The following is a 24,704-nucleotide window of genomic DNA, read 5'->3' as shown; positions in this document are numbered from 1 at the left end:
AGAGCTTTTAATGAATGTTATCTATTCTTAAAATCTAACTCCGAAAGTTAAGAATACATTATTTCTATTGCTCTTAACATCTGCAACAGGTTCAGAATAATCATCTAGTAAATAAGGACTAGAGTTGAAATTCGTTTTATAATTTTGATAAGCTAAATCGAAATAGTAGTTATCAACGCGGTAACCAATACCGCCTGTTAAAAACTGGCCTTGGTAAAAAGAATTCGATCCACCTTGGATACCGTTTCCATTTACACCGTAACCACCTCTCAAACTTACTTCATTGCTTACTTTAACTTCTGCACCAACTCTATAGTTTATAGCTTCTTTATACGAAGCTTTTACAAACGCATTGTTGTCGCTAATTGTTGATGAACTTCCACCACCATCTGCCGAAAAACGCATTGATGAATAGTCGATATAATCAACATCTGCAGAGATTAGAGCGATGTTGCTGATTACATAGCTTAAACCTGCCGATGCTTTTAATGGCGTACGCAGATTATAAGTAAAGTCGTAATACCTGCTTGGGCTATTAATTGATGAAGCGGCATTAGTTGCATTACCAGCTAATCTAGCTTGCAAAGTTTCGGTTGTATTATCCTGAATATTAAGCCATGTTGGAGTCTGGAAGTTTAATCCAATCCTCAACTCTGGAACCGGGCGATAAATCATTCCTAACTTTAAATTGAATCCATTACCCCGAGACTGTTGATATCTAATATGAGTTAAGGTGTAATTTTCGTTGCCAGTGTAAGCAGGAATCGCATCATCATAAGAATTAACAATACCTGATTCTGTAAAAGAAGCATCACTAGTATATCTAACATTCACAAAACTCGCTGTCCCACCTATATATAATTTATTCGAAAAATTAAGTGCTCCAGCTATATTGAATTCCGAAGTAGATCCAAGTCTGCTTTCTGTCCAGTTTTGATTGAAGTTTGCATTATTATAAGGTTCTGCCGAGAAACCATTTGGATAGTTTGGAGCATTTTTATTGATTAGATAACTATCATAAGCATCACCCGCAACTGAATTTTCAGTTCCAAAACTATTAGCCTGATCAACATAAGAGTCTCTTATCGAACTATTGGTGTTAATGCCATTATAGTCGATGTTATTAAGAAAATCATTGTTTCTTGTATAACTAAGGCCGAACACAGTACTAACCAAGCCTTTATTAACATCCGAACCTTTTAGTTTTGCGGCTGGGTTATAAAATACAACACCTAGGTTATTTAGATTGATTTGACTTTTGTTGGATTTAATGTTGTTGCCTAAGTAAGAACTTTCATTGGAAACGCTATTAAATTCAGGAGTAATGTTAAATTCTGATTTGGTGAATAATCCAAGTCCCGCAGGATTCGCATTGATTGATCCTATGTCTCCACCAACACCAATTTGAGCACCAGCCATTCCTTTAAAACGTGATGAACTCCCGTAATTTGTTTGCGAAAATCGGAACGCGTCAGGGGCATAACTCTGTGCGTATGCTGAACCAATGGTAGCTACTGTAGCTACCATGGATGCCAATATATATTTTTTCATTTAATGTGCTTTATTAGTAAGATATTAACCTCGTCCTGCTCTTGATGGTCTGGAACCACCACCGCCGCCACCGCCATTAGAACCGCCGCCGCTGCTTCCACTACTTGATGGAGGTGGAGAATATGTTGGTCTGCTCATTTCAGTTCTTTGAGGTTGTTGAGGTGTATAATTTTCGTTTCTGGTCGGTCTACTACCTTGTGTTCCTTGCGGAGTGTAGCCTCTTCCAGCATTATTACTAACTGGTCCTTGGTTACGACTAGGTCTTCCCGCATTGTTATTTGGCGCATAGCTTTGACCTGTTTGGCCGTTTGGATTTGCAATACCCGATCTACTTGGTCTTCCAACATTCCCTGCTGTACCGTTTCCATAAGATCTTGGAACACCTCTATCGTTACTTCCTGGTCTAGGTCTGTAATTGTTATTGGTAATAACGCCGCCGCCATAATAGCCGCCTCCTAAGCCCCAGCCACCACCGTACCAGCCACCGCCGCCCCAACCGAAGCGATCGTAATATGAATATGGACCCCAATTGTTCCAGCCCCAGTTATTCCAACCGTAGCCCATGTTGCCATAGTAGAAAGGATTGTTCCAGATGCTGCCGTAACCGAAGCCACCGCCCCAACCAAAACCACCACCCCAGCCACCTAATCCATAGCCATTATTCCAACCCATGCCATAACCTAAATAAGTGGTTGCGCCATAACTGTTGCCATAATTAAAGTTTTCGTAATACGGATCGTAATAGCCACGAAAGCTACTGCCATTGTAGAAACGATTAATTCTGGAAGAGTAATCCATATCGTAATAAGGATTACTAGTGCCATAGTATTCATCGTAATCTTCGGTTTGTCCTTGTGCCTGTGCTTGGGCTTGACTTTGAGGAGGAACGTAAGCCTCTACCTCTCTCGCCTTCGCCACGGAATTATATACATCATCATTGGCTTTGGTTTGGGCCAATTTTGTTGTAGAGCATGATGCCACCAACCCTGCAGCAGCAATCATTACAATGGGTAAAAATTTAATTGGTTTCATTGTGTTTATATTTAGTTGTGTGTGTTCACTAATTTACTAAAAATGGATCAAATTTACTAAAAATCAACTATTTAATTAGTCAGATTTTTGTATTAATGCAAATGCCTTCGCTGTATAATCGTTTTGTAGGCATAAATTTATAAATTTGTGATCTAATTTCACCTTTTTTAACACACAAATTACGTTCCAAATACATAAGATGAGCAAAGAAATTACAAGCAGAGATGCAGATTATTCTCAATGGTATAATGATATCGTTATAAAAGCCGATCTGGCTGAGCATTCGGCAGTTAGAGGCTGCATGGTAATTAAACCCAATGGTTATGCTATATGGGAAAAAATGCAGGCAGTATTGGATAAAATGTTTAAAGATACAGGCCATCAGAATGCCTATTTTCCATTGTTCATTCCGAAGTCATTTTTTTCAAAAGAAGCCTCACACGTTGAGGGGTTTGCCACAGAGTGTGCTGTCGTGACACATTATCGTCTAAAAAATGACGGTAATGGCAGTATTGTGGTGGATGAAACTGCTAAATTAGAAGAGGAGCTTATCGTTCGTCCAACCTCGGAAACTATCATCTGGAATACTTATAGAGGATGGATTCAATCTTATCGTGATTTGCCAATTCTAATTAATCAATGGGCAAATGTGGTTCGATGGGAAATGCGCACTAGGCTGTTTCTTCGTACAGCCGAATTTTTATGGCAGGAAGGGCATACCGCTCATGCAACTGCTGAAGAAGCGATTGAAGAAACAGAACGTATGTTGCACATCTATGCTGATTTTGCTGAAAATTGGTTGGCGGTTCCAGTAGTTAGGGGAAGAAAATCCCCAAATGAACGATTTGCTGGTGCTCTAGATACCTACTGTATTGAAGCGCTAATGCAAGATGGAAAGGCGCTACAGGCGGGTACTTCGCATTTCTTAGGTCAGAATTTTGCTAAAGCTTTTGATGTAAAGTTCACCGGAAAAGATGGTAAGCTAGATCATGTTTGGGCATCATCATGGGGCGTTTCTACGCGTTTGATGGGGGCTCTCATTATGGCACACAGTGATGATTCAGGACTTATTATCCCACCTAAATTGGCGCCAATACAAGTTGTAATTGTTCCAATTTATAAGGGTGATGAAGACTTAGCTAAGATTTCGGCTTATGTAAATGAGTTAACAATGCGCTTAAAAGGAATGGGAGTGTCGGTAAAATACGATGACAGAGATACACAACGTCCGGGCTTTAAATTTGCTGATTACGAGTTGAAAGGCGTGCCCGTACGTATTGCTATTGGCGGCCGCGACTTAGAAAACAAAACAGTTGAAATTGCCCGTAGAGATACGAAAGTTAAACAAACTGTTCCACAGGAGGGTTTAGATATATACATCGTGAAATTGCTGGAAGATATTCAAACCAGTATGTTTAACAAGGCTTTAGCTTATCGTGATGAGCATATTACTGAAGCGAACAGCTACGAAGAATTCAAGGCGTTGTTGGATGGTAAAGCTGGTTTTATTTCAGCCCACTGGGATGGAACTCCAGAAACAGAACAAAAAATTAAAGAAGAAACCAAAGCAACCATTCGTTGTATTCCTTTAGATAATAAATTGGAAGATGGGGTTTGTATTTATTCTGGGAAACCATCAATACAACGTGTTTTATTTGCGAGAGCATACTAAAAAGTCTTCAGTCGATAGTCCTGAGTCTTCTTAACGATTGAAATATTAATGTAAAACTGTTTAGATAAGATTGGGAAATCTCAATCTTATCTCGATACTTGAAGCGCACATCTCAAAAGAAAAAATGAAATTCGGAACAAAAGCCATACATGCAGGTCAAGAACCTGATCCAACAACTGGTGCTGTAATGACACCAATTTACCAAACTTCAACCTATTGGCAAAAATCGCCAGGCGATAACAAAGGTTATGAATATTCTCGGGGAACAAACCCTACACGTAAAGCATTAGAAGATTGCTTAGCAGCTTTAGAAAATGCCAAATATGGTTTGGCTTTTTCTAGCGGTATGGGTGCTACAGACGCAGTTTTAAAACTGCTTCAGCCGGGTGATGAAGTGATTACCGGAAATGATTTATATGGTGGATCTTACAGGATGTTCACTAAAATCTTCTCTAAGTATGGAATTAAATTCCACTTTTTAGATTTATCCAAACCAGAAAACATTATACCTTATATTAACGATAAAACCAAATTGGTTTGGATTGAAACACCCACAAATCCCACCATGCAAGTTGTTGATATTGAGGGTGTAGCAAAGATCACCAAAGAAAAAAACATCATACTAACAGTTGATAATACTTTTGCTTCGCCTTATTTGCAAAACCCTATCGATTTGGGAGCAGATATCGTGATGCATTCGGTTACAAAATATATTGGAGGCCATTCGGATGTAGTGATGGGTGCATTGGTGACCAATGATGATCAATTGTACAAAGATTTATGGTTTATCTATAATGCTTGTGGTGCAACGCCTGGGCCACAAGATTCATTTTTGGTTTTACGTGGAATAAAGACACTGCATTTGCGGATGAAAGCGCATTGTGAAAATGGCGAACGCATTGCCCATTACCTCAAATCACATCCAAAAGTGGACAAAATTTACTGGCCAGGATTTGAAGATCATCCAAACCACGATGTTGCTAAAAAACAAATGAGAGGTTTCGGAGGTATGATTTCCATCACTTTAAAGGGAGCCGATTTACAGGAAACTTTTAGAATTGCATCAAATTTTAAAGTATTTACCTTGGCAGAGTCATTAGGTGGTGTAGAATCTTTAATTAACCACCCTGCAACGATGACCCATGGATCAATTCCGAAAGAGGAACGAGAAAAAGTGGGCGTTATTGATAGCCTTTTGCGTTTAAGTGTAGGGGTTGAAGATATCGATGATTTGCTTGAAGATTTAGAAAATGCTTTAAAATAAGCATTTGAAAAAAGAAGTTAATAACTTTAGTCATCCATTTGATCTGCTTTTGACTGATCGGATGGATGACTTTTTAGTATAAATGGAATGGATTTCTTAGCACTTCAAAACTTTTTGGACAGTAAGGTAGAACAGTACAATCGACCAGAGTTCATTGCTAACGATCCTATTTGTATTCCTCACTTATTTGCTAAAAAGCAAGATATTGAAATTGCAGGTTTTTTCGCTGCTATTCTGGCATGGGGACAACGTAAAACCATCATCAATAAGTGCAGAGAGTTATTGAATAGAATGGATAACTCGCCACATGATTTCGTTTTGCATCATCAGGATGCTGATCTGAAACAGCTCCTGCAATTTAAGCACAGAACATTTAACGATACAGATCTACTCTATTTTATAGCTTTTTTCAAAGCACATTATGTGAAATATAATAGTTTAGAACATGCTTTTATTCCCGAAAATGCATTTCAAAATGGTTATTTGGAAACAATGTCTGACTTGCCTTCCGCTGAAATGTCTTCAGCAGTGTGTTTTGCAAGCGATTTGAATTTCACAATTGAACAATCATTAAACTACTTCAGAAGCTACTTCTTTTCTCTTGAAGATTTTCCTCACCGAACTAAAAAACACATTTCTTCACCGGCACAGAAGTCAACCTGTAAGCGACTAAATATGTTTTTACGATGGATGGTGCGGAAGGATACTAAGGGGGTTGACTTCGGGATTTGGGAAACTTTAAAGCCTGAGCATTTGATCTGTCCTTGTGATGTTCATGTTGATAGGGTAGGGCGGTTACTGGGTTTAATCACCAGAAAACAAACCGATTGGTTAACGGCAATTGAATTAACTAACAATTTAAAACAGTTTGATCATAGCGATCCAGTGAAATATGATTTCGCTTTATTCGGGTTAGGAGTAGAGAAAGTGCTTTAATGCCCCTATAATTAAGAAAAGTCTAGAAAAGCTTCTTTTTTACAATCTATCTTCCTATACTTACATAGTAATTTCAATAGATATTACAATTTATCTGTCCCCATATTTTATCGATGATTGCAGTTAATTTATCTGACCAAGATAGATGGAAGAAATACAATAATTTTTCTCCATTAATTTCAATATTTAAAAAATTTCATCCGCTGAATGATGAAATTGAAAAGCGCATTAATCAGCATACTTTTCCGATAAGTTATAAGAAAAATAAATTCCTGGTTTCTCCTGTAGATCGAAATAAATATCTTTTTTTAATAGTTAAAGGCGTGGTAAGAGGGTTTATTAAAGATGGGGCTTCTGAAATCACTACCTGGATTGCTATGGAGAATGAAATTGTGGGCACGATTAGGAATTTATGGATCGATGGAGATTCAGAAGAATATTTGCAGGCACTGGAAGATGTTGATCTCATTGCTATTCCGCATGTGCTTTCAGAATATTTATATGAAAATTTTGCGGAGGCCAACGTTGTTGGACGAAAGATGATGGAGCTTTATTACCGTTCTGCTGAAGAGCGAGCCTTCTTATGCCGCATCTCGTCTGCCGAAAAACGATACAAGCGATTCTTGTTATCTTTCCCTGATTTAATCAATCGTGTATCATTGAAACATATTGCATCTTTTTTAGCCATACGATTGGAAACTTTGAGCAGAATAAGAGCAAAAATTTAATAAGCTTATTACACAAATAAATTCCTCAAATATCTCTAGAAGGGCTAAGTTTTTGATACAAAAACTTAGCCCTTTTTGTTTGCTCAATAATTGCAAAATCAACCTATTTCTGTAATATAAATTCGACATTTTGTTATTATGTTGTTGATTATTGTCAAATAATCTATCCCTCTATTTCGTCCAATAATTTTGCTTTTAGAAAATATTGTCAATTTTTATCTCGTTTGTATTATTGGTAATACAGTTTTTGACAAAAAAAGAACAAATAGCAGCGCTAAAATTGGCCTAATTATGTGCTTGTGGATATCCAAAAAATAGTTTAGTTTTGCGGCCCTTAAAAAAGGGTCAATTTTAGGTTGTTTTGTATGTTAAAACTGGTTTTAAATCAACGAGATACAGCATATTTTAAAATTGAAATTTTGTTAAGATAAATTAAATTTTAAGAAGAATTTTTAATTGGATTAAACCTGATTAAACCACAAACTGAGAATATTTATAACGCTCACAATTTCTAATCAAAATGAAAAAAAATCTACTGCTTGCTTTAGGTCTTACATTAACCATTTTTAGCGCTGTTGCTCAGCAAAAAATGAAAGACGGTACAGTTGTACAAAGTAATTTACCAAACAAAGATGCAATTCTTGAACTGGAGAGTAATAACAAGGGTTTGTTATTTTCGAGGGTGATGCTGAAAGGATTCGAAAAATCCAGCTCCGCTTTCTGCTCATGCTGCAGGTATGATGGTTTACAACACACAAAAGATTGCTGATGTTGTTCCAGGTATTTACTATAACGACGGAACACAGTGGATTTTGGCTCGTCAAGGCCAGGCGTCAGGTATTACATATAACCCTGTAACCTATACGATCACCTATATTGATCCGGCCACCAACTTACCAGCCAACATCGATTTGAAAGATGTTGTTAAGAAAAATGAAACTGTAACTTCTTTGGTAAAGCAAGAAAATGGGACTTATTTATATACCTCGGAAAGTGGCAAAACTACCACGATTAATGTTCCAGCCGATGTAATTAATAATTTCCAATCAATTGTTAACGATAACTCTGTCAGGACGATTTTAGAGAGTATCTTTAAAAATACCGGTGGAAATGTTTTTTACGATGGAGCCAATTTTACTTACGTTGATAATAACGGCGTAAAGCAAACCATCAATATTGCCCAAATTGTAAAGGCGAATGAAACGATCACTACACTAATTGATAACAAAAACGGAACTTACACTTACACTGCTGAAGACGGGAAGACAACTTTAATAAACGTTCCTGCAAATGTGATTTCAAATTTTCAAACTATAGCCAACGATAATTCGGTACGAACCATCATCGAAAATATCGTTAAAAATACCGGTGGAAATGTTTTTTACGATGGAACCAATTTTACTTACGTTGATAATAACGGCGTAAAGCAAACCATCAACATTGCTCAAATTGTAAAAGCGAATGAAACAATCACTACTTTAATTGATAATAAAAACGGAACTTACACTTACACTGCAGAAGACGGGAAGACAACGTTGATCAACGTTCCTGCAAATGTGATCTCAAATTTTCAAACTATTGCCAACGATAATTCGGTACGAACTATCATCGAAAATATTGTTAAAAACACTGGCGGGAATGTTTTTTACGATGGAGCCAATTTTACTTATGTTGATAATAATGGCGTAAAGCAAACCATCAACATTGCCCAAATTGTAAAGGCGAATGAGACGATCACAACCCTAATTGATAATAAAAACGGAACTTATACTTACACTGCAGAAGACGGGAAAACAACGTTGATTAACGTTCCAGCTGATGTTGTTAATAATTTTCAGACTATCGCCAACGATAATACAGTAAGAACGATCATCGAAAATATTGTTAAAAATACCGGTGGAAATGTTTTTTATGATGGAGCTAATTTTACTTATATCGATAATAGCGGAGTAAAGCAAACCATCAACATCGCCCAAATTGTAAAGGCGAATGAAACCATCACTACTTTAATTGATAATAAAAACGGAACTTACACTTACACTGCAGAAGACGGTAAAACAACTTTGATTAACATCCCAGCTGATGTAATCTCAAATTTTCAAACTATTGCAAATGATAATTCAGTAAGAACGATCATCGAAAATATTGTTAAAAACACTGGCGGTAATGTTTTTTATGATGGAGCTAATTTTACTTATATCGATAATAGCGGAGTAAAGCAAACCATCAACATCGCCCAAATTGTAAAGGCGAACGAGACTTTGACCGTTCTTGCATACGATAAGGTTACTAACAAGTTAAGCTATACAGATGAGAAAGGTTTGAAAACCGATCTTGATCTGAACAACGGCGCTTTGGCTTATGATAAAGTAACGAACACATTAAACTACACAGACGGAAAAGGTTTGGTGACTTCATTACTATTAAACACGACCGCTTTAGTTTATGATAAAACCAACAATGTTTTAACCTATACCGATTCGAAAGGCGTTGCAACAATAATTGCCATCAAGGATTTGGTTGCAGCAAACGAAACGTTAACCGTTCTTGCCTATGATAAGGTTACTGACAAATTAAGCTATACAGATGAGAAAGGGCTGAAAACAGATCTTGATTTGAACAATGGCGCTTTGGCATACGATAAAGCTACGAACACTTTAAACTACACAGATGGAAAAGGTTTGGTGACTTCATTGCCTTTGAACACCACTGCTTTAGTTTACGATAAAACCAATAATGTTTTAACTTATACCGATTCAAAAGGTAATGCGACGACTATCGCCATTAAAGATCTGGTTGCAGCAAACGAAACATTGACGGTCCTTGCCTACGACAAGACTACAAACAAATTGAGCTATACAGATGAGAAAGGTTTGAAAACCGATCTTGATCTGAACAACGGGGCTTTGGCTTATGATAAAGTAACGAACACATTAAACTATACAGATGCAAAAGGTTTGGTGACATCATTGCCATTGAACACCACTGCTCTGGTCTATGATAAAACCAACAATGTTTTAACTTATACCGATTCAAAAGGTAATGCAACAACGATTGCCATCAAGGATCTGGTTGCAGCGAACGAAACATTGACCGTTCTTGCCTACGATAAGGTTACTAACAAGCTGAGTTATACAGATGAGAAAGGTTTGAAAACCGATCTTGATCTGAACAATGGCGCTTTGGCTTATGATAAAGTAACGAACACTTTAAACTACACAGACGGAAAAGGTTTGGTGACTTCATTGCCATTAAACACCACTGCTCTGGTCTATGATAAAACCAATAATGTTTTAACTTATACCGATTCAAAAGGTAATGCAACAACCATTGCCATCAAAGATCTGGTTGCAGCGAACGAAACGTTAACTGTTCTTGCATACGATAAGGTTACTAACAAGTTAAGCTATACAGATGAGAAAGGTTTGAAAACCGATCTTGATCTGAACAATGGCGCTTTGGCTTATGATAAAGTAACGAACACTTTAAACTACACAGACGGAAAAGGTTTGGTGACTTCATTGCCATTAAATACCACTGCTCTGGTTTATGATAAAACCAATAATGTTTTAACTTATACCGATTCAAAAGGTAATGCAACAACAATTGCCATCAAGGACCTGGTTGCAGCGAACGAAACTTTGACCGTTCTTGCATACGATAAGGTTACTAACAAATTAAGCTATACAGATGAGAAAGGCTTGAAAACCGATCTTGATCTGAACAATGGCGCTTTGGCTTACGATAAAGCTACGAACACTTTAAACTACACAGACGGAAAAGGTTTGGTGACTTCATTACCACTGAATACTACTGCTTTGGTTTATGATAAAACAAACAATGTTTTAACTTATACCGATTCGAAAGGCGTTGCAACAACGATTGCCATTAAAGATCTGGTTGCTGCGAACGAAACTTTAACAGTTCTTGCCTACGACAAGACTACAAACAAATTAAGCTATACAGATGAGAAAGGTTTGAAAACCGATCTTGATCTGAACAATGGCGCTTTGGCTTATGATAAAGTAACGAACACTTTAAACTACACAGACGGGAAAGGTTTGGTGACTTCATTGCCATTGAACACCACTGCTCTAGTTTATGATAAAACAAACAATGTTTTAACTTATACCGATTCGAAAGGCATTTCAACAACAATTGCCGTCAAAGATTTGGTTGAAGCCAATCAATTAACGGCTAGCGTCGTCGAGGGTGTAACTACTAGCGTAACATCTGCTGCAAGTATTGCAAATCCACGAAATACAGAATACAAGGTTGAAGTGAAAGATGCTGCGATTACTACAGCTAAACTCGCAAATAATGCAGTGACTACTGAAAAGGTAGTAGATAAAGCGATTACTGCGACAAAACTTGATGCCGGAGCAGGAACAGTGGGAAGAGTAGGGGTTGCTGATGCAAGTGGCGTGGTGACTTATCAAAATCTTACGCCAGCTACTTTAACTGGTAAAAAGGACATCACTACAGATGGAATTATTAGCGTTAACAACACAAATTCTTTAACTGGTGCTGTTTTAGAAACTACTGATCTTAAAATTAACGATAACTCCATCACAACTAAAAAAATCAATGCTCCTGCAGGTACGAGTAAACTTGTTTTAGGATATGATGGGGCTGGAAATGTGGTTTGGTCAACAGTGGATGGAATTGCTGGCAGTACAACAGTAAGTAATAACGTAACAGGAACTTCATTAACAACTACTGTAAATGGTACAACAGGTGCTCCAGTTGACTTAAAGGATGCTATTCAGGCTGGTCAGAAAACTACAGTTGTAGCGGCTGGTACAGGTACAACTGTAACACCGGTAACTGCTGGAGCTGTAACAACATATACTGTCGCAGCTGATCTGGCTAATATTACTTTAGCAGGAGACGTAACGGGAGCAGCAAATGCAACCAAAGTTGAAAAATTGCAAGGTACGCCTGTGAGTGCAACTGCTCCAACAGCTAGCCAGGTATTAACTTTCGAAAATGGAGCCTGGATAGGTAAAAAACCTACAGTGGGCGCTACCGATGTTTTGAATGCTGGTAACTTAACTTCTGATCAAATTACATTTGCTGATGGTACCGGTGCAACTTTGAAAAATGTAGTTGCCACTGTTAAATCAAAATCAATTACAGCGGCCATGTTAAATTCTGATGGTGCTACTGCTGGTCAGTTGGCAACTGCAGATGGAACAGGTGGTGTAACTTACAAAACGTTTGATGCAACATCGCTTGCGAATAAAAAATCGATTACCGGTGATGGAATTACAATTAATACTCCGGCCGGCGACGGAACAGACGCAGTTTTGAAAGACGTGAAGTTAGGTATTGCCGATGATGCAATCACAACTGCTAAAATTGCAAATGATGCGGTTGAAACTTCAGATATCAAAGATAAAAATGTTACGGCAGCTAAGTTAACAGCTGGAACAAGCACCATTATAAATCGTATCGCGACAGCTGATGCAGCTGGAAATGTAACCTACACTGGTTTAACTACGTTGGTAACTGGTGCTGAGACTAAATTGGTGAACGGTAACAATACAACTGTTACCGGTTCTGGCACTGTAGCCGATCAATACAAAGTAAACGTTGCTACTGCAAATGGTACAACATTAGGTGTGGTGAAACAAGGTAATGGCTCTGTTGTAGTGGCTGCAGATGGCGGACTTTCGGTTGATGCTGCTGCAATCACTACCGGTAAAGCTTTAAGTTCTACAGATTTATCTTTATCCGCAAATGCTGCTACTTCATTATTAAAAGATGTAACCATCAACATAAAAGATAAAGCGGTGACGGCGACAAAACTCGGCGCAGCACCTGATGGAACTGATGCAAACAAAGTAGCTACTGCAGATGCTGCTGGAAACGTAACTTATAAAGCCATTACTGATGCAAGTGTAGTCAGCACAAAAGCAATCACTGGTACTGATATTAATGTAACAGGTGGTAATGGAGCAACGCTTAAAGATGTTAGTCTTTCTATTAAGCCAGGAACAGCTGGACAATTATTAACAACAAATGCCGCTGGAACTGCTACGGAATGGATTAATAAAGTTGATGCAACCACAGTAAGCAATACTTCAAATTTGAATAGCTTAACTACAACTGTAAATGGCAAAACAGGAGCGGCAGTAAATATTATTAATTCAAATACGTTAACACTAGATGTTGACAAAAAATTGATCAGTACAGTTAACGGAATTGCTACTACACCAGCTTTAGATTTAGCCCCAGCAATTGCTGCAGCTCAGAAAACAAGTTCAGTAGTGAATGGTACAACGACTACGGTTAGTTCAACTTTAGCTGGAAATAACACAGCATACAAAGTAGAAGTAAATGATGGTGCGATACAGGCCGGACAATTCACAACCTCTTTATCGAATGGTGTGAATACTACAGTTACTTCAAGCACAGCTGGAAAAAACACTAACTATGTAGTGAATACTAATGTGGCTACTACTTCGGTTGTTGGTGCAGTTAAGCCTGGTACAGGTTTGGCCATCGATGCAACTGGTACTTTAACTGTTGATGCAAATACAATTACTACAGGGAAAGATGTTACTACTGGCAGTGATAAAATAAAATTAGGCGGTACTCCCGCAGGAGCAGCATTGAAAGCTTTCTCAATAGATGTTGATGAAACAAAATTAAACTTGAATGCAAGCCAGATTAAAGGTGGCACAGCCGGGCAAGTGATGGTAGTTGGTGCAGGGAATGTTGGTTCGTGGGTAGATAAATCTACTCTTGTTCCGCCGACGGTTGTGAGCAATAGCTCAAACCTTAATACATTAACTACAACCGTAAATGGAACAACAGGAACAGGTGTTACGATTATCAATTCCAATACCTTAACACTTGATGCAAATAATAAATTAATCAGTACCGTAAATGGACAAGCCACAACGCCAGCTTTAGATTTAACTCCTGCAATACAGGCTGCACAAAAAACAACAACAGTTGTTGCAGGTACAAATGTTTCGGTAACGCCGCCTGCTCCAAATGCAACCGGAAATACAGCTTATACGGTTAGCGTTGCTACAGCAAATGGTACTGCTTCAGGAGTAGTTAAACAAGGTAATGGTTCAGTAGTTGTTGCTACAGATGGTGCACTTTCAGTGAATGCTGCTGCGATTACAACTGGCGCAAATGTTACTGCTGGAAGTAGTAAAGTAGTGTTAGGCGGAACTCCGGTAGGGGCTGCCTTGAAAGCATTTTCTGTTGATGTTGTGGAAGCAAATTTAACACTCTCGAATATTGGGGGTAAAGTGACTAATAATCAAATCACAACTGGAACAACCGGGCAGGTTTTAATTACAAATGCTGCTGGAACAACTCAGTGGGTTGATCAATCAACATTGGGAGACAATACTACTGCAAACAATGGTTTAACCAAAACAGCTAACAATATTCAGCTTGGAGGTGCTTTAACTACACCAACTGCCATTACTACAAACGGATCAAACACTCTAGCTATCGCTGGTTTACCTACAACAGGCACAACGACTGATAAAATTGTAGTGGCTGATCCAACAAGTGGAGTTTTGAAACTGGCCAATGCTGCTATGCCTAAGTGGTTTTATATGCCATCAATCGTATTGGATGTCGCAACAATTAGCACCGGAAAAACTGTAAATCTTTATAACCTTTATAAGGCCCAATTTGAAAATGTTCCAGGTACAATGAATAGTACCGGGTCAGCGAAGAGCATTCCATTCCTGTTAAATCCTACAGATTTAGAATACTATGTTACCTATGTAGATGCTGCGGTAATTACGGTTACTTCGGTTAATGCGAATGGTATAATGACCTATAACGTAACCGGAAAAGCAAAAACTACATCATTCGCTAACATTGTATTTGTTGTTAAATAATCAAAACCATGAAAAGATTAACACAATTAATATTGGTAATGATTTTATGCTTTACTATTAAAGCGAAAGCACAGCTTACTAAAATCGAGACATACACTGAGCACGTAAAGGATTTTTCATCCACACAAAAGGATGAAATTAATATGTTGTTTTTTGGTACTGTACCTAAAATTTTTATTTCTGAAATTGGTAAAGAAATCCTGCTGTGGGCTGACAAAGGTTCGTTTAAAACGGTGGAATTAAACTACCAACAAATTGAACAGCTTAAGAACACAGAGTTGTCAAAATCTTACAAAACAGTAGAAGTAATTTCATTGAATATAGAAAAGGGTAAAGCATTTAAATTTGACGATAGTTACTTAGCTGGTTTTCCAAATCTTAAGTATTTATTGATTAATAGTAGTGATGGAATAAGCGTGGAAGAAGTAAAGCAACTTCTAGCAGATTTACTCTCTTCTTCCGCTTTATCAGATCAAATACAAGTTATCCTTAACAAAACAAATACATCTTCTTAATACAAGCAGCCATGAAAATCAATTCAAAGATAAACTTAACTGCTGGATTAAGAATTATAGTAATTCTTGGATTACTTGGTCTGAATTTCAAAGCGTTCTCTCAAGCGTTGGTGAAGAAAGCGTTCACACCACGAATTTCTACGTTAGCACCCGGGAGCTATCAAGGTAAATCTATTTATAATCTCCAAGGAGATTTTAATATGATTGGAAACGCAAATGCCAAAAGTGCTACCGGGCCGGATAATGCCTCTAATATGGTGTTTAATAAATTGCCAGGGGACTTATTAAATACGAGTATTAAAAACTCATCATCTGCTGATTTTGTGCTACCATCTAACGCCAGTTTAGCCTGTACAAAAATTGTATTCGCTGGTCTTTATTGGACAGGTAGAGGGGATGATAATTCGGGAGATGTGCTTAGTAAGGTTGGGAATGCAGGCAATGGCATGAACAAAAAAACTGTAAAATTTAAAGTGCCAGGCGCAACAAATTATGTTGACCTCACCGCCACTGATATTTTTTATGGTGGATCGGATGTTTCGGGAATGTATGCGGGCTTTTATGATGTAACTGATTTAGTGAGTGCTGCAAAAACAGGTACCTACGCTGTAGCCAACATAGCAACTTTTGAGGGTTCAGATGGTCTTAGCAATCCTAGGATTGGTTATTATTCTGGTTGGGGACTCGTGATTGTTTACGAAAATGCGGCTTTACCTTGGCGCAACATTACGGTGTTCGATGGTTTTGGTTATGTGAAAGGTTCTTCTTCCAGTAGTAATTACGGAACATTAGATGTTTCTGGATTTCAAGCTGTACAGAATGGTAACGTAAATATAAAAATGGGAATGATGGCGGGTGAAGGAGATAGATCTTTAACCGGTGATTATTTTAGTATTCAACAAAGGCTGTCCGGTAACTTCACTGCCCTATCTCACGGATCGAACAGTACCAATAATTTCTTCAACTCCTCAATCTTTACGGGAGGAAACCCGAGGGTTCCTAATAATGTTGATAATGATGGGATTGACATCGCTATGTTCAATCTCAATAATACTGGTAATGTATTAATTAATAATAATCAAACCGCTACATCTTTTCGTTATGGGTCCAGTGGAGATTATTATAATATTTTCAACATTACTTTTGCCGTTGACGCTTACATTCCGGAGGTTCAGGTTTTTAATGCAAATGTATCCAGCGTTCTCAACGGAGGTACAGTAGATCCAAATCAAAACATAGAGTTTACCTCAACAATTTATAATAAAGGTACTGAGCCTATTAGTAACGGTGTTGTAGAAATACCAATACCATTTAATGCGCATTATGTAAGCTCGAGCGTAACTGTAGGAAGCGGCTCGGTTACCTGGTCACACCCATCAGGTGCAACAGACCCGAACGTTACGCCAGGAGGGGTATTGAAGTGGACAGTAGGTAATTTGATTAAGCCAACAGACCCAAATACGATCCTTGCGCAACTGAAATATAGCATCCGGGTCACCAATGATTGTACAATTCTTAAAACTGGTGGCGCATGTGGTTTATCTATCAATCTTGATGGAACTTTTACAGGTACTGGAACCAACTCAGGCATTCCCATTAATAATGGATTTGTTATCGGTTACAATTCCGATTGTGGTAACACCCCAATTCGCGATCCTTTTACTTTAACTATTGTACCATCACAGGCATTTTTAAACGCTTGTCCTAATGATGTAATCAATGGTTCTAAACAATTTAAAGCATTTTGTTCAGTAGTAAATAATGTAATTCCTCGGCCTACCATCACTTCCAGTTATCCCGCAGGAACGAAGTTTTATACTCAACAGCCAGGAACAGCGGGCTATTTAGCTACAGAGGTTACCGGCAATTTTGCTGTAAATCCTACTGGAATAGCAACAAAATATTATGCAGTTTTAAGTGGAATGCCTATAGGGTGTTACCTAAGTTTAGAAACGGTAGTAGAGATAGTAAGTACTCAACCAACTGCTGCAAATATTCAATATTGTGTCGGCTCACCGATACCGCTTAACGTTCAATTGTCATCTGTAGGATCGACCAAGGGCTATCAATTGTATTACTTCGATAACAATAGTACAACACCTTTAACCAATCCGCCGGCGCCAACTGCAGCAGGTACTTACACTTACCAGGTAGCGGAAGGTGCAACGCAGAATAATGTAACCTGCTATGGTCCAAAAGTTAGCTTTACTGTAGAAGTTTATGCAATGCCTGTAATCACTCAAAACCTAACAGATTTTTCTGTTTGTGCTGACAACATCCAGACTTTAGTTATTCAAAGCAATGCCAACCAGGTGAGTTGGGAATATTTCAATACCACAACAAGCGCCTGGACAACATTAACTGCTGCAACTTTTCAAAATCAATTGGTGCCAAGCGGATCTACTCTAACCATTGATAATCCTTCTATTGATATTGATCAATTGAAAATTAGAGCAAAGCTAACATCAGCTAATAGTTGTGTAATGTATTCTGCGGAAGCGATAATGGATGTGCGACTTTGTAATATCATCACTAATCCAATGCTTCCGGCAAAAATCATCAAAAATTAATCTCAGAAAATGATAAAGAAAATTATACCTATTCTACTTTTGATTTTTCTGTCTATTGGAACTGCAAAAATTTATGCGCAAACCGGCGCAGGAAGTAAAACTGTAGATGATTCTGCTGTAATTGTTTCGGTGGGAAATACGGAAAGCCGTTATGCGGAAGGTACTTATTTCGGGCCGAATGCAAACTGGGTTATCGATGGAACATTGGAAATTTATAGTAAAAACATTTGGATTGCACCTGGAGCAAAATTCTCTGGCTCGGGTAAGATTGTAATTTATAATCCTGTAGACAATCCATTTTATGCTGATATGCCATCAAGTTCAACGATGATCGATGGAAACAATAGTAATTTCATCAATCTATTAATCGAGCATCACAATAGAAACAGTGCTACGCTGAGTGATATTGCTGATCCAGGTTATGGAACAGCTAATCCATCGGGTGTGCTTGCAGCCACGCTTAATATTGGGGGTGCCTTAGATTTGGCTCAAAACAATGCCAACATTATCTTGAATGGCAGCAACCTCGTTTTTAACGATGCCGGAAAAATTACGAATTATAGCCAAAATAGAATGGTAGTCACCGGTAACAGTATTTCCGGGCACATGGTGAAAGAGTTTTCAGCGAGTTCAACCTTTGTTTTTCCAGTTGGTATTGCTGAAGGCGATTATACTCCCGCAACGTTAACTCCTCAGGCAGCAGGCAAACTTTATGTCAGTGTACAAAATTACACGGGTGCCAACCTTCCTGGAATAACCACTGTTCAGGGAATGGATCGTACCTGGAATATTTATTCATCAGTACCTGTTCAAACCACGATTACACTTCAACACAATCAGAATACAAACGGTTCTAAATTCGTTGATGCCACCGCAACCATTGCCCGCTATTTAGGCAATTCCAACTGGGATATCGTAGCCGGGACAAACCCATCGTTAGGTGTTCATACCCGGTCGAGTGTGCTTATTGGAGCAGATATGGCGGCAAATGGAGCTTTTTTTACCAAGCATTCTATTTCCGGGAGCAATCTATTTATACCAAACTTATTTACACCTAATGGTGATGGTACCAACGATATGTTCGAAATCCGTGGTCTTAACTTGTTCTCGCAAAACGATCTGGTTATTGTAAACCGTTGGGGTAACGAAGTTTATAAATCAAGTAACTATCAAAATAACTGGACTGGCGAAGGCCTCAATGAAGGTACTTACTATTATTTGTTGAGAGTTAAAGAAAATGCTTCTTCGCCTTGGCAGGTATTTAAGGGATACATCACGTTAATTCGTGCATTTAAAAACTAATGGATATCGTGAGAATGAAAAAAATATTATTATTAATCGGGTGTTCCATCTTGTTTTTTGTAAAACCAGTTTCTGCCCAGCAAGACGCACAGTATAGCCAGTACATGTTCAATGGCATCTATATTAATCCGGCTTATGCGGGGTATAAAGAGGTTTTGAATGTTCACAGCTTTTACCGCAGTCAATGGACAGGGATTACTGGTGCACCGAAAAGTATGTCGTTAGCCGTAGATGCTATTGCGAACGATGGAAATGTAGGTTTGGCGCTTCAGGTATCTAGCGATAAACTGGGAGCACAAACCAATCTGGCCTTATATGGGAACTACGCTTACCGTATTAGATTGAATAATGATGGTAGCTCTCGGTTGGCTTTAGGTTTAGGGGTTGGTATGGTTCAATTGGGTATTGATGGTTCGATGCTAAACCCAAACGATCCAGAACCTTTTCAGCCAGTTGGTGTACAGAGTACCATTTTGCCCGATGCCAGAGCAGGTGTATATTTTGCAAACGATAAATTTTATGCAGGTTTTTCTGCTGATAATTTAATTGCTGCCTATATTGATATTGATCGTTATGCGTTTATACCACAGCCAAAGCCACATTTTTATTTAACTGCTGGTGCTTTGTTCCCGATAAATGAGGATTTCCAGATTAAGCCTTCTTTCCTTTTAAAAGATGATAGGGGCGGACCAACGAGTTTGGATGTGAATGCTTTTTTAATGATCAAAGAATTTTTGTGGGTTGGCGGATCATATCGTACAGGTGTGAAGCTTTACGATAAAAGTTATCTTCAAAAAGATTTATCTCAACGGAATTCGGCAGTAGCCGCGATTCAGATTTTTCCATCCGAAAGGTTAAGAATAGGTTATGGATATGATTTTTCAATCGGTCCGTTGCAAGGCTATAGCGGAGGCACACATGAAATTTCGATTGCCTATTCCTTCATCAGGCCAAATATCAGAATGGCTACACCTAGGGTATTTTAGATACATATCCTGGAATCTGTAAGATAAGATTTACAGATTAAATTGATAAAAAAGTGTCTTTTTATGAATAAAAAAACAGACAAAACACTATAAAAACGAAACAATTTATTAAATTGCAAAATATCTAATTAACATGAAAGCAAAGAATACTGGAAGTACCTTTACTGTGCTAATTGCCGATGACCACGAGATTATTCGCAGAGGTTTAAAAAGCTTAATATCTGATTTTTGGGCTGGAGTAGAAATTATCCATGCGGCAACACTAGAGCAAGCGCTAATAGAAACCGAGAAAGCACCTAACCTAATCATTATCGATGTGAATTTGCCTGGAGGCAATAATTTAAAGGTAATCGATCAAATTAAAATGGTTCAACCCAATGCTAAAATATTGGTGTTCTCCTCCCTAAATGAAAACATTTACGCGGTACCTTACTTAAAATCAGGAGCGTCGGGTTATTTAACTAAAAACGCTGAAGAGTCTGAAATTGTAACAGCTATTACCACCATTTTAGCGGGCAGCCGTTACTCTAGCCGCAACGTAAAAGAAAATATGTTTAATAGTATTTTAGGTAACGATGCAGATAACCCTTTTACAAAATTATCTGGAAGAGAGCTAGAAGTTGCCGAATTGCTGACCAAAGGTGTAGGCGTATTGGAAATTTCCAATCAACTTAATTTGCAAATGGGAACTGTAAGCACTTATAAATTAAGGTTGTTCCAAAAGCTGAAAATTAAAAGTATTATTGAACTTGCCGAGAAGATGAGCATCTACGAAAAATAAGGATTGCTCCAAGCATCCTTATTTTTTATTTTCATTTGTTGTTCCAGTACCTTCTTCACCAGATTCGTTAGGACTATCTCCTGCCTGGCCATATTTTTCGGAAGCACCTTTTCCATTCTGGTCAAAACTTGCTTTCTCTTTCGATGTTCCTGAAGTTTTAGCTTTCCCTTTATCTTGATCTTTTTCCTTCGTTTCCATGATAATTCTTTTATTTAACTGTTTAACAAAGCTCGAAAGTTAAAAGTTTTAGCTAATTGCGATTCATCTAAGGAGAGCCTATCTTTTTAACGGACTTTTAGATGTTCCATGACTTGTTCCAATTTCCAGCAAGTTCTTTCTTTGGGTAAAGAGCAAGCAGATTAGAAGGATCAGAATTGCTCCAATAATCAATAGCCATTTCTTCATCATTTTGCCAGCGTTTGGGATAATGAACGATTGAAGTATCTCTTACTTGTTTTTTACTGAATCACGGGCACGTTTTTTAAAGAAACCGCGAAGCAAGAAGTTGCTTTGTAAAGCTTCTAAATCTTCATCTAGCTTCTTGCTGCTTTTTTCCAGATTGATCATAATTGCCCTTACCTGATCGGCAGTTTTAGCATCGTTAAGCAGTAAACCTGCTGCGTTATCGTTACTATTTAATTTTCCAGAAGCCTTTTCTAAGTTAGCCGCCATTACAGATGCCGATTGAGCAGTTTTTTGTAGTGTGCTGGCAGAGCGTTCCAGCTTAGCAAATACCGCCGTGTCCGTCATCATTTTATCCATTAAGCCATTTTTGGTATTCAGTGTTTTCCCGAATGTGTTTAAGCTTTGTGCTGTTTGCGCAGTTGAAGCTGTTATTCTATTCAAGTTAGCAACCATTGTTTTAAAATCCTGGGCCAACTTTTCATCAGAAAGGAGTGCACCAGCAGCACCTTTTCCATCTACCAGGTTATGGGCAAGAATTTTGAAGTCGCCGGTTACGTCGACTAAGTTTTTATTGTTTACCTGAAGGGTTTTCATGATGTCATCAGTAGATAAGGAATTATTTACCTTCAGCACGTCGCCGTCTTCCACGAAAGGAAATTTTGGATTTCCACCGGTGATCACCACAATTTTATTTCCGATTAAACCATCGGCACCAATGCTTGCACCCGCATCTTTATGGATGTATTTATGCACATCTTCTTCTATGCTCAGAAATACGCGTACCTGTGAGGTTCCAAAAAATTCAATCTTTTTGATTGTGCCGATTTTAACACCAGAAAACCATACATTGTTTCCTTTTTTCAATCCCTGGATATCGTTAAAAACAACACTCAAGGTAAAGCTTTTAACAAAGGTTTTCTTTTGGCTACCTAAAGTAAAAATGGCAAAAACGAATATCAAAATGCCAATGGCAATAAATATTCCAACAGTTATTTTCTTCTTATTATCGTTCATGGTTACTGTATAAAATTATAATCAAAAAATGGTTGTGCTTGCGGATCTCCGGAATTGAAAATATCGTCGAAAGATCCCTGACGTTCGAAACTACGTTCGACCAACATGGCTACCCTGTTCCCGGTTTCTTTAGCACAGGTTAAATCGTGGGTAATTACGATTGCGCTGGTATGGTAACGTTCCTGTACGGTATTGATCAGTTTGTTTATTTCTTTAGATGTAATTGGATCCAGCCCTGCAGTAGGCTCATCATAAAGCATGATTTCCGGTTTCAAAATCAACGTTCGGGCAATTCCAATCCTTTTTCGTTGTCCCCCGGAAAGCTCGGAAGGCATTTGATTGATGGTTTGCGATAACCCCACTGCATCAAGCATTTCTTCCACTAAATCTTTAACTTCCTGTTTGCTCAAATCCCTGCGATTTCTTACCAAAGGAAATTCCAGGTTTTCCCTTACCGTCATACTATCATAAAGCGCACTATTTTGAAAAGAGAAACCTACCCGAAGGCGGAGTGCCAATAATTGTTCGTAAGAAATATCATCTACAACATGATCTAATACATTTACCAGGCCTGAATCTGGTTTGAGCAGACCGATGATGATTTTAATCAACACGGATTTTCCTGTTCCGGATTTACCCAAAACCACCAAATTTTCTCCCTTGTAAAGATCGAGAGAAGCATTTTCCAATACCTGGTAGCTGCCGAAAGCCTTATAGAGATTTTTGATCTCGATCACCTTTTCGGTGCTGTTTAAGATTTCTTTTTGTACCATGCGATTAGCTGTTAAACAAACTGAAAATTTGTACGCAAACTACTTCCTCAATAAAAATAAGGAACATTGCCGTTACTACCGATGAATTAGCAGCTTTACCTACACCTTCAGTGCCTTTTGATGAATTGTAACCCTGATAACAACCGACTATTGCAATAGTGAAACCAAAAAGAATGGCTTTGAAGGTTGATGCAATAATATCGAGGAAAGTGATGCTTTCTAAGGCGCTTTGAAAAAATGTAGTTGCGCTAGTGCCTTCGTTAACGGACACGTTAAGTAAGGCACCCAACATGCCTACCATTGCTGTATAAAAGGTGAGTATGGGCATGGTAATGGTAGCGGCCATTACCCGGGTTGATACCAGGAATTTGAATGGATTTGTCGCCGAGACCTCCATGGCGTCAATTTGTTCGCTTACCTTCATTGATCCAAGCTCCGCACCAATGCTCGAACCAACTTTTCCAGCGGCAATTAGGCCTGTAAGCAGCGGAGCAAGGGTTCTTAATAAGGCAATTCCCACCAACGATGGGAGCCAGGATGTTGCGCCAAATTCTGACAAGGATGGACGCGATTGTTTTGTAAAAACCAATCCTGTAATAAAGCCGGTGGTTGAAATTAATAAAGCTGAACGATAACCAATTTCGTAACATTGACGCATTAATTCCTTAAACTCGTACGGAGGCAAAAATGCTTCCTTAAAAAAACGGCCAATAAAACGGAAAACCTCGTAGAGGTTGATGAATGTTTGAGCGAATTTTCCAACAGGTTTTGGATGATCTTTGGGATCTTCCACTTTTTCTATTCCCATCTTGATGCTTTAGTCTTTTTGGTAGAATCTTCTTTAATTATTGCCTCTTTCTGAATGCGATACTCGGTCACTTTTAGCGTATCGGCTGGAGACAAACTTTTATAAAGCACATTAAAGGTAGTCATTAAAGATTTTTTATTTTGATCATATTCAGTATTCGAGATCATTCCGTCGATATGTTTCTGGTCCAATTCGAAAGATTGATCCAGCAGTGCTTTGGTGGAATCTACAATCGCATCATTTGATAATGTGACCTGCTTATCGACTTTATTCCCGCCCGAACCCTTTTCTGGATTGGTATTGTGACAGGCGATGGCTAAAAGAGCAATTGGAAGCGCCAAAATTATTCTCATTTTAAGAATACAGATAGCTAGGGAAATTGTTTGTTTAGATGGAAAGTATTCGAAATATTTTTGAAATCGAAATTAGGCACTTCAGTATCCAATTTAATAAAGGGAAATTGAGTAAGTCGTTAGTTTAACGCTTAACT

Annotated in this window: 18 protein-coding genes; 11 read left to right on the top strand and 7 right to left on the bottom strand. The window is 38.3% G+C overall.

Annotated elements, in window-relative coordinates; genetic code table 11:
• Positions 1-27: 27 nt before the first annotated feature.
• Together ACZZZC_RS14500 and ACZZZC_RS14495 are read right to left on the bottom strand one after the other, a co-directional pair.
• Positions 28-1,551 carry an OmpP1/FadL family transporter gene (locus ACZZZC_RS14500; protein WP_463487484.1) on the bottom strand — a complete coding sequence of 508 codons (1,524 nt, stop codon included), beginning with the start codon at positions 1,549-1,551 and terminating at the stop codon, positions 28-30.
• A gap of 24 nt (positions 1,552-1,575) precedes the next feature.
• A complete protein-coding gene (locus tag ACZZZC_RS14495) occupies positions 1,576-2,583 on the bottom strand; it encodes a hypothetical protein (protein ID WP_463487483.1) in 1,008 nt (335 codons plus the stop codon).
• Between the two features lie 199 nt (positions 2,584-2,782).
• On the opposite strand from ACZZZC_RS14495, the gene proS reads away from it, so the two are divergent.
• The 11 genes from proS (at position 2,783) to ACZZZC_RS14440 (ending at position 21,214) form a co-directional block, all read left to right on the top strand.
• Positions 2,783-4,255 carry a proline--tRNA ligase gene (gene proS, locus ACZZZC_RS14490; RefSeq protein ID WP_463487482.1) on the top strand — a complete coding sequence of 491 codons (1,473 nt, stop codon included), beginning with the start codon at positions 2,783-2,785 and terminating at the stop codon, positions 4,253-4,255.
• 124 nt (positions 4,256-4,379) lie between these two features.
• A complete protein-coding gene (locus tag ACZZZC_RS14485) occupies positions 4,380-5,519 on the top strand; it encodes a cystathionine gamma-synthase (RefSeq protein WP_463487481.1) in 1,140 nt (379 codons plus the stop codon).
• An 87-nt stretch (positions 5,520-5,606) separates the two neighbouring features.
• Positions 5,607-6,455, top strand: coding sequence for a TIGR02757 family protein (locus ACZZZC_RS14480; RefSeq protein ID WP_463487480.1), 849 nt, complete (start codon positions 5,607-5,609; stop codon positions 6,453-6,455).
• Between the two features lie 113 nt (positions 6,456-6,568).
• Positions 6,569-7,183 carry a Crp/Fnr family transcriptional regulator gene (locus ACZZZC_RS14475; RefSeq protein ID WP_463482688.1) on the top strand — a complete coding sequence of 205 codons (615 nt, stop codon included), beginning with the start codon at positions 6,569-6,571 and terminating at the stop codon, positions 7,181-7,183.
• A 520-nt stretch (positions 7,184-7,703) separates the two neighbouring features.
• Complete coding sequence (locus tag ACZZZC_RS14470; protein WP_463487479.1) at positions 7,704-7,952, top strand: hypothetical protein; 249 nt, start codon at positions 7,704-7,706, stop codon at positions 7,950-7,952.
• On the top strand, positions 7,921-15,060 hold the full coding sequence (locus ACZZZC_RS14465; protein WP_463487478.1) for a beta strand repeat-containing protein: 7,140 nt from the start codon (positions 7,921-7,923) through the stop codon (positions 15,058-15,060). The genes ACZZZC_RS14470 and ACZZZC_RS14465 overlap by 32 nt, the downstream gene beginning before the upstream one ends.
• Before the next feature lie 8 nt (positions 15,061-15,068).
• Entirely contained in the window at positions 15,069-15,575 is a 507-nt protein-coding gene (locus ACZZZC_RS14460) for a hypothetical protein (RefSeq protein ID WP_463487477.1), read from the top strand.
• Positions 15,576-15,586: 11 nt separating this feature from the next.
• Positions 15,587-18,145 carry a hypothetical protein gene (locus ACZZZC_RS14455; protein WP_463487476.1) on the top strand — a complete coding sequence of 853 codons (2,559 nt, stop codon included), beginning with the start codon at positions 15,587-15,589 and terminating at the stop codon, positions 18,143-18,145.
• 9 nt (positions 18,146-18,154) lie between these two features.
• Complete coding sequence (locus tag ACZZZC_RS14450) at positions 18,155-19,447, top strand: gliding motility-associated C-terminal domain-containing protein (protein ID WP_463487475.1); 1,293 nt, start codon at positions 18,155-18,157, stop codon at positions 19,445-19,447.
• Between the two features lie 14 nt (positions 19,448-19,461).
• Positions 19,462-20,433: a PorP/SprF family type IX secretion system membrane protein gene (locus ACZZZC_RS14445; protein WP_463487474.1), complete on the top strand. Its 972-nt coding sequence runs from the start codon at positions 19,462-19,464 to the stop codon at positions 20,431-20,433.
• A 133-nt stretch (positions 20,434-20,566) separates the two neighbouring features.
• Positions 20,567-21,214: a response regulator gene (locus ACZZZC_RS14440; protein WP_463482682.1), complete on the top strand. Its 648-nt coding sequence runs from the start codon at positions 20,567-20,569 to the stop codon at positions 21,212-21,214.
• A gap of 18 nt (positions 21,215-21,232) precedes the next feature.
• On the opposite strand, the gene ACZZZC_RS14435 is transcribed toward ACZZZC_RS14440, so the two are convergent.
• The 5 genes from ACZZZC_RS14435 to ACZZZC_RS14415 form a co-directional block, all read right to left on the bottom strand.
• On the bottom strand, positions 21,233-21,412 hold the full coding sequence (locus tag ACZZZC_RS14435) for a hypothetical protein (RefSeq protein WP_463482681.1): 180 nt from the start codon (positions 21,410-21,412) through the stop codon (positions 21,233-21,235).
• Between the two features lie 249 nt (positions 21,413-21,661).
• Positions 21,662-22,633 (bottom strand): MlaD family protein, encoded by a 972-nt coding sequence (locus ACZZZC_RS14430; protein ID WP_056850009.1) that lies wholly within the window; start codon positions 22,631-22,633, stop codon positions 21,662-21,664.
• Positions 22,634-22,635: 2 nt separating this feature from the next.
• Entirely contained in the window at positions 22,636-23,406 is a 771-nt protein-coding gene (locus ACZZZC_RS14425; RefSeq protein ID WP_463482680.1) for an ABC transporter ATP-binding protein, read from the bottom strand.
• 4 nt (positions 23,407-23,410) lie between these two features.
• Positions 23,411-24,214 (bottom strand): MlaE family ABC transporter permease, encoded by an 804-nt coding sequence (locus ACZZZC_RS14420; protein WP_463482679.1) that lies wholly within the window; start codon positions 24,212-24,214, stop codon positions 23,411-23,413.
• Positions 24,205-24,567, bottom strand: a complete 363-nt coding sequence (locus ACZZZC_RS14415; protein ID WP_463482678.1) for a hypothetical protein — start codon at positions 24,565-24,567, stop codon at positions 24,205-24,207. The genes ACZZZC_RS14420 and ACZZZC_RS14415 overlap by 10 nt, the downstream gene beginning before the upstream one ends.
• Positions 24,568-24,704: the final 137 nt, after the last annotated feature.

It is taken from the genome of Pedobacter sp. AC212, from assembly GCF_979258625.1.
This window is presented reverse-complemented; position numbering and strand designations above follow the sequence as displayed.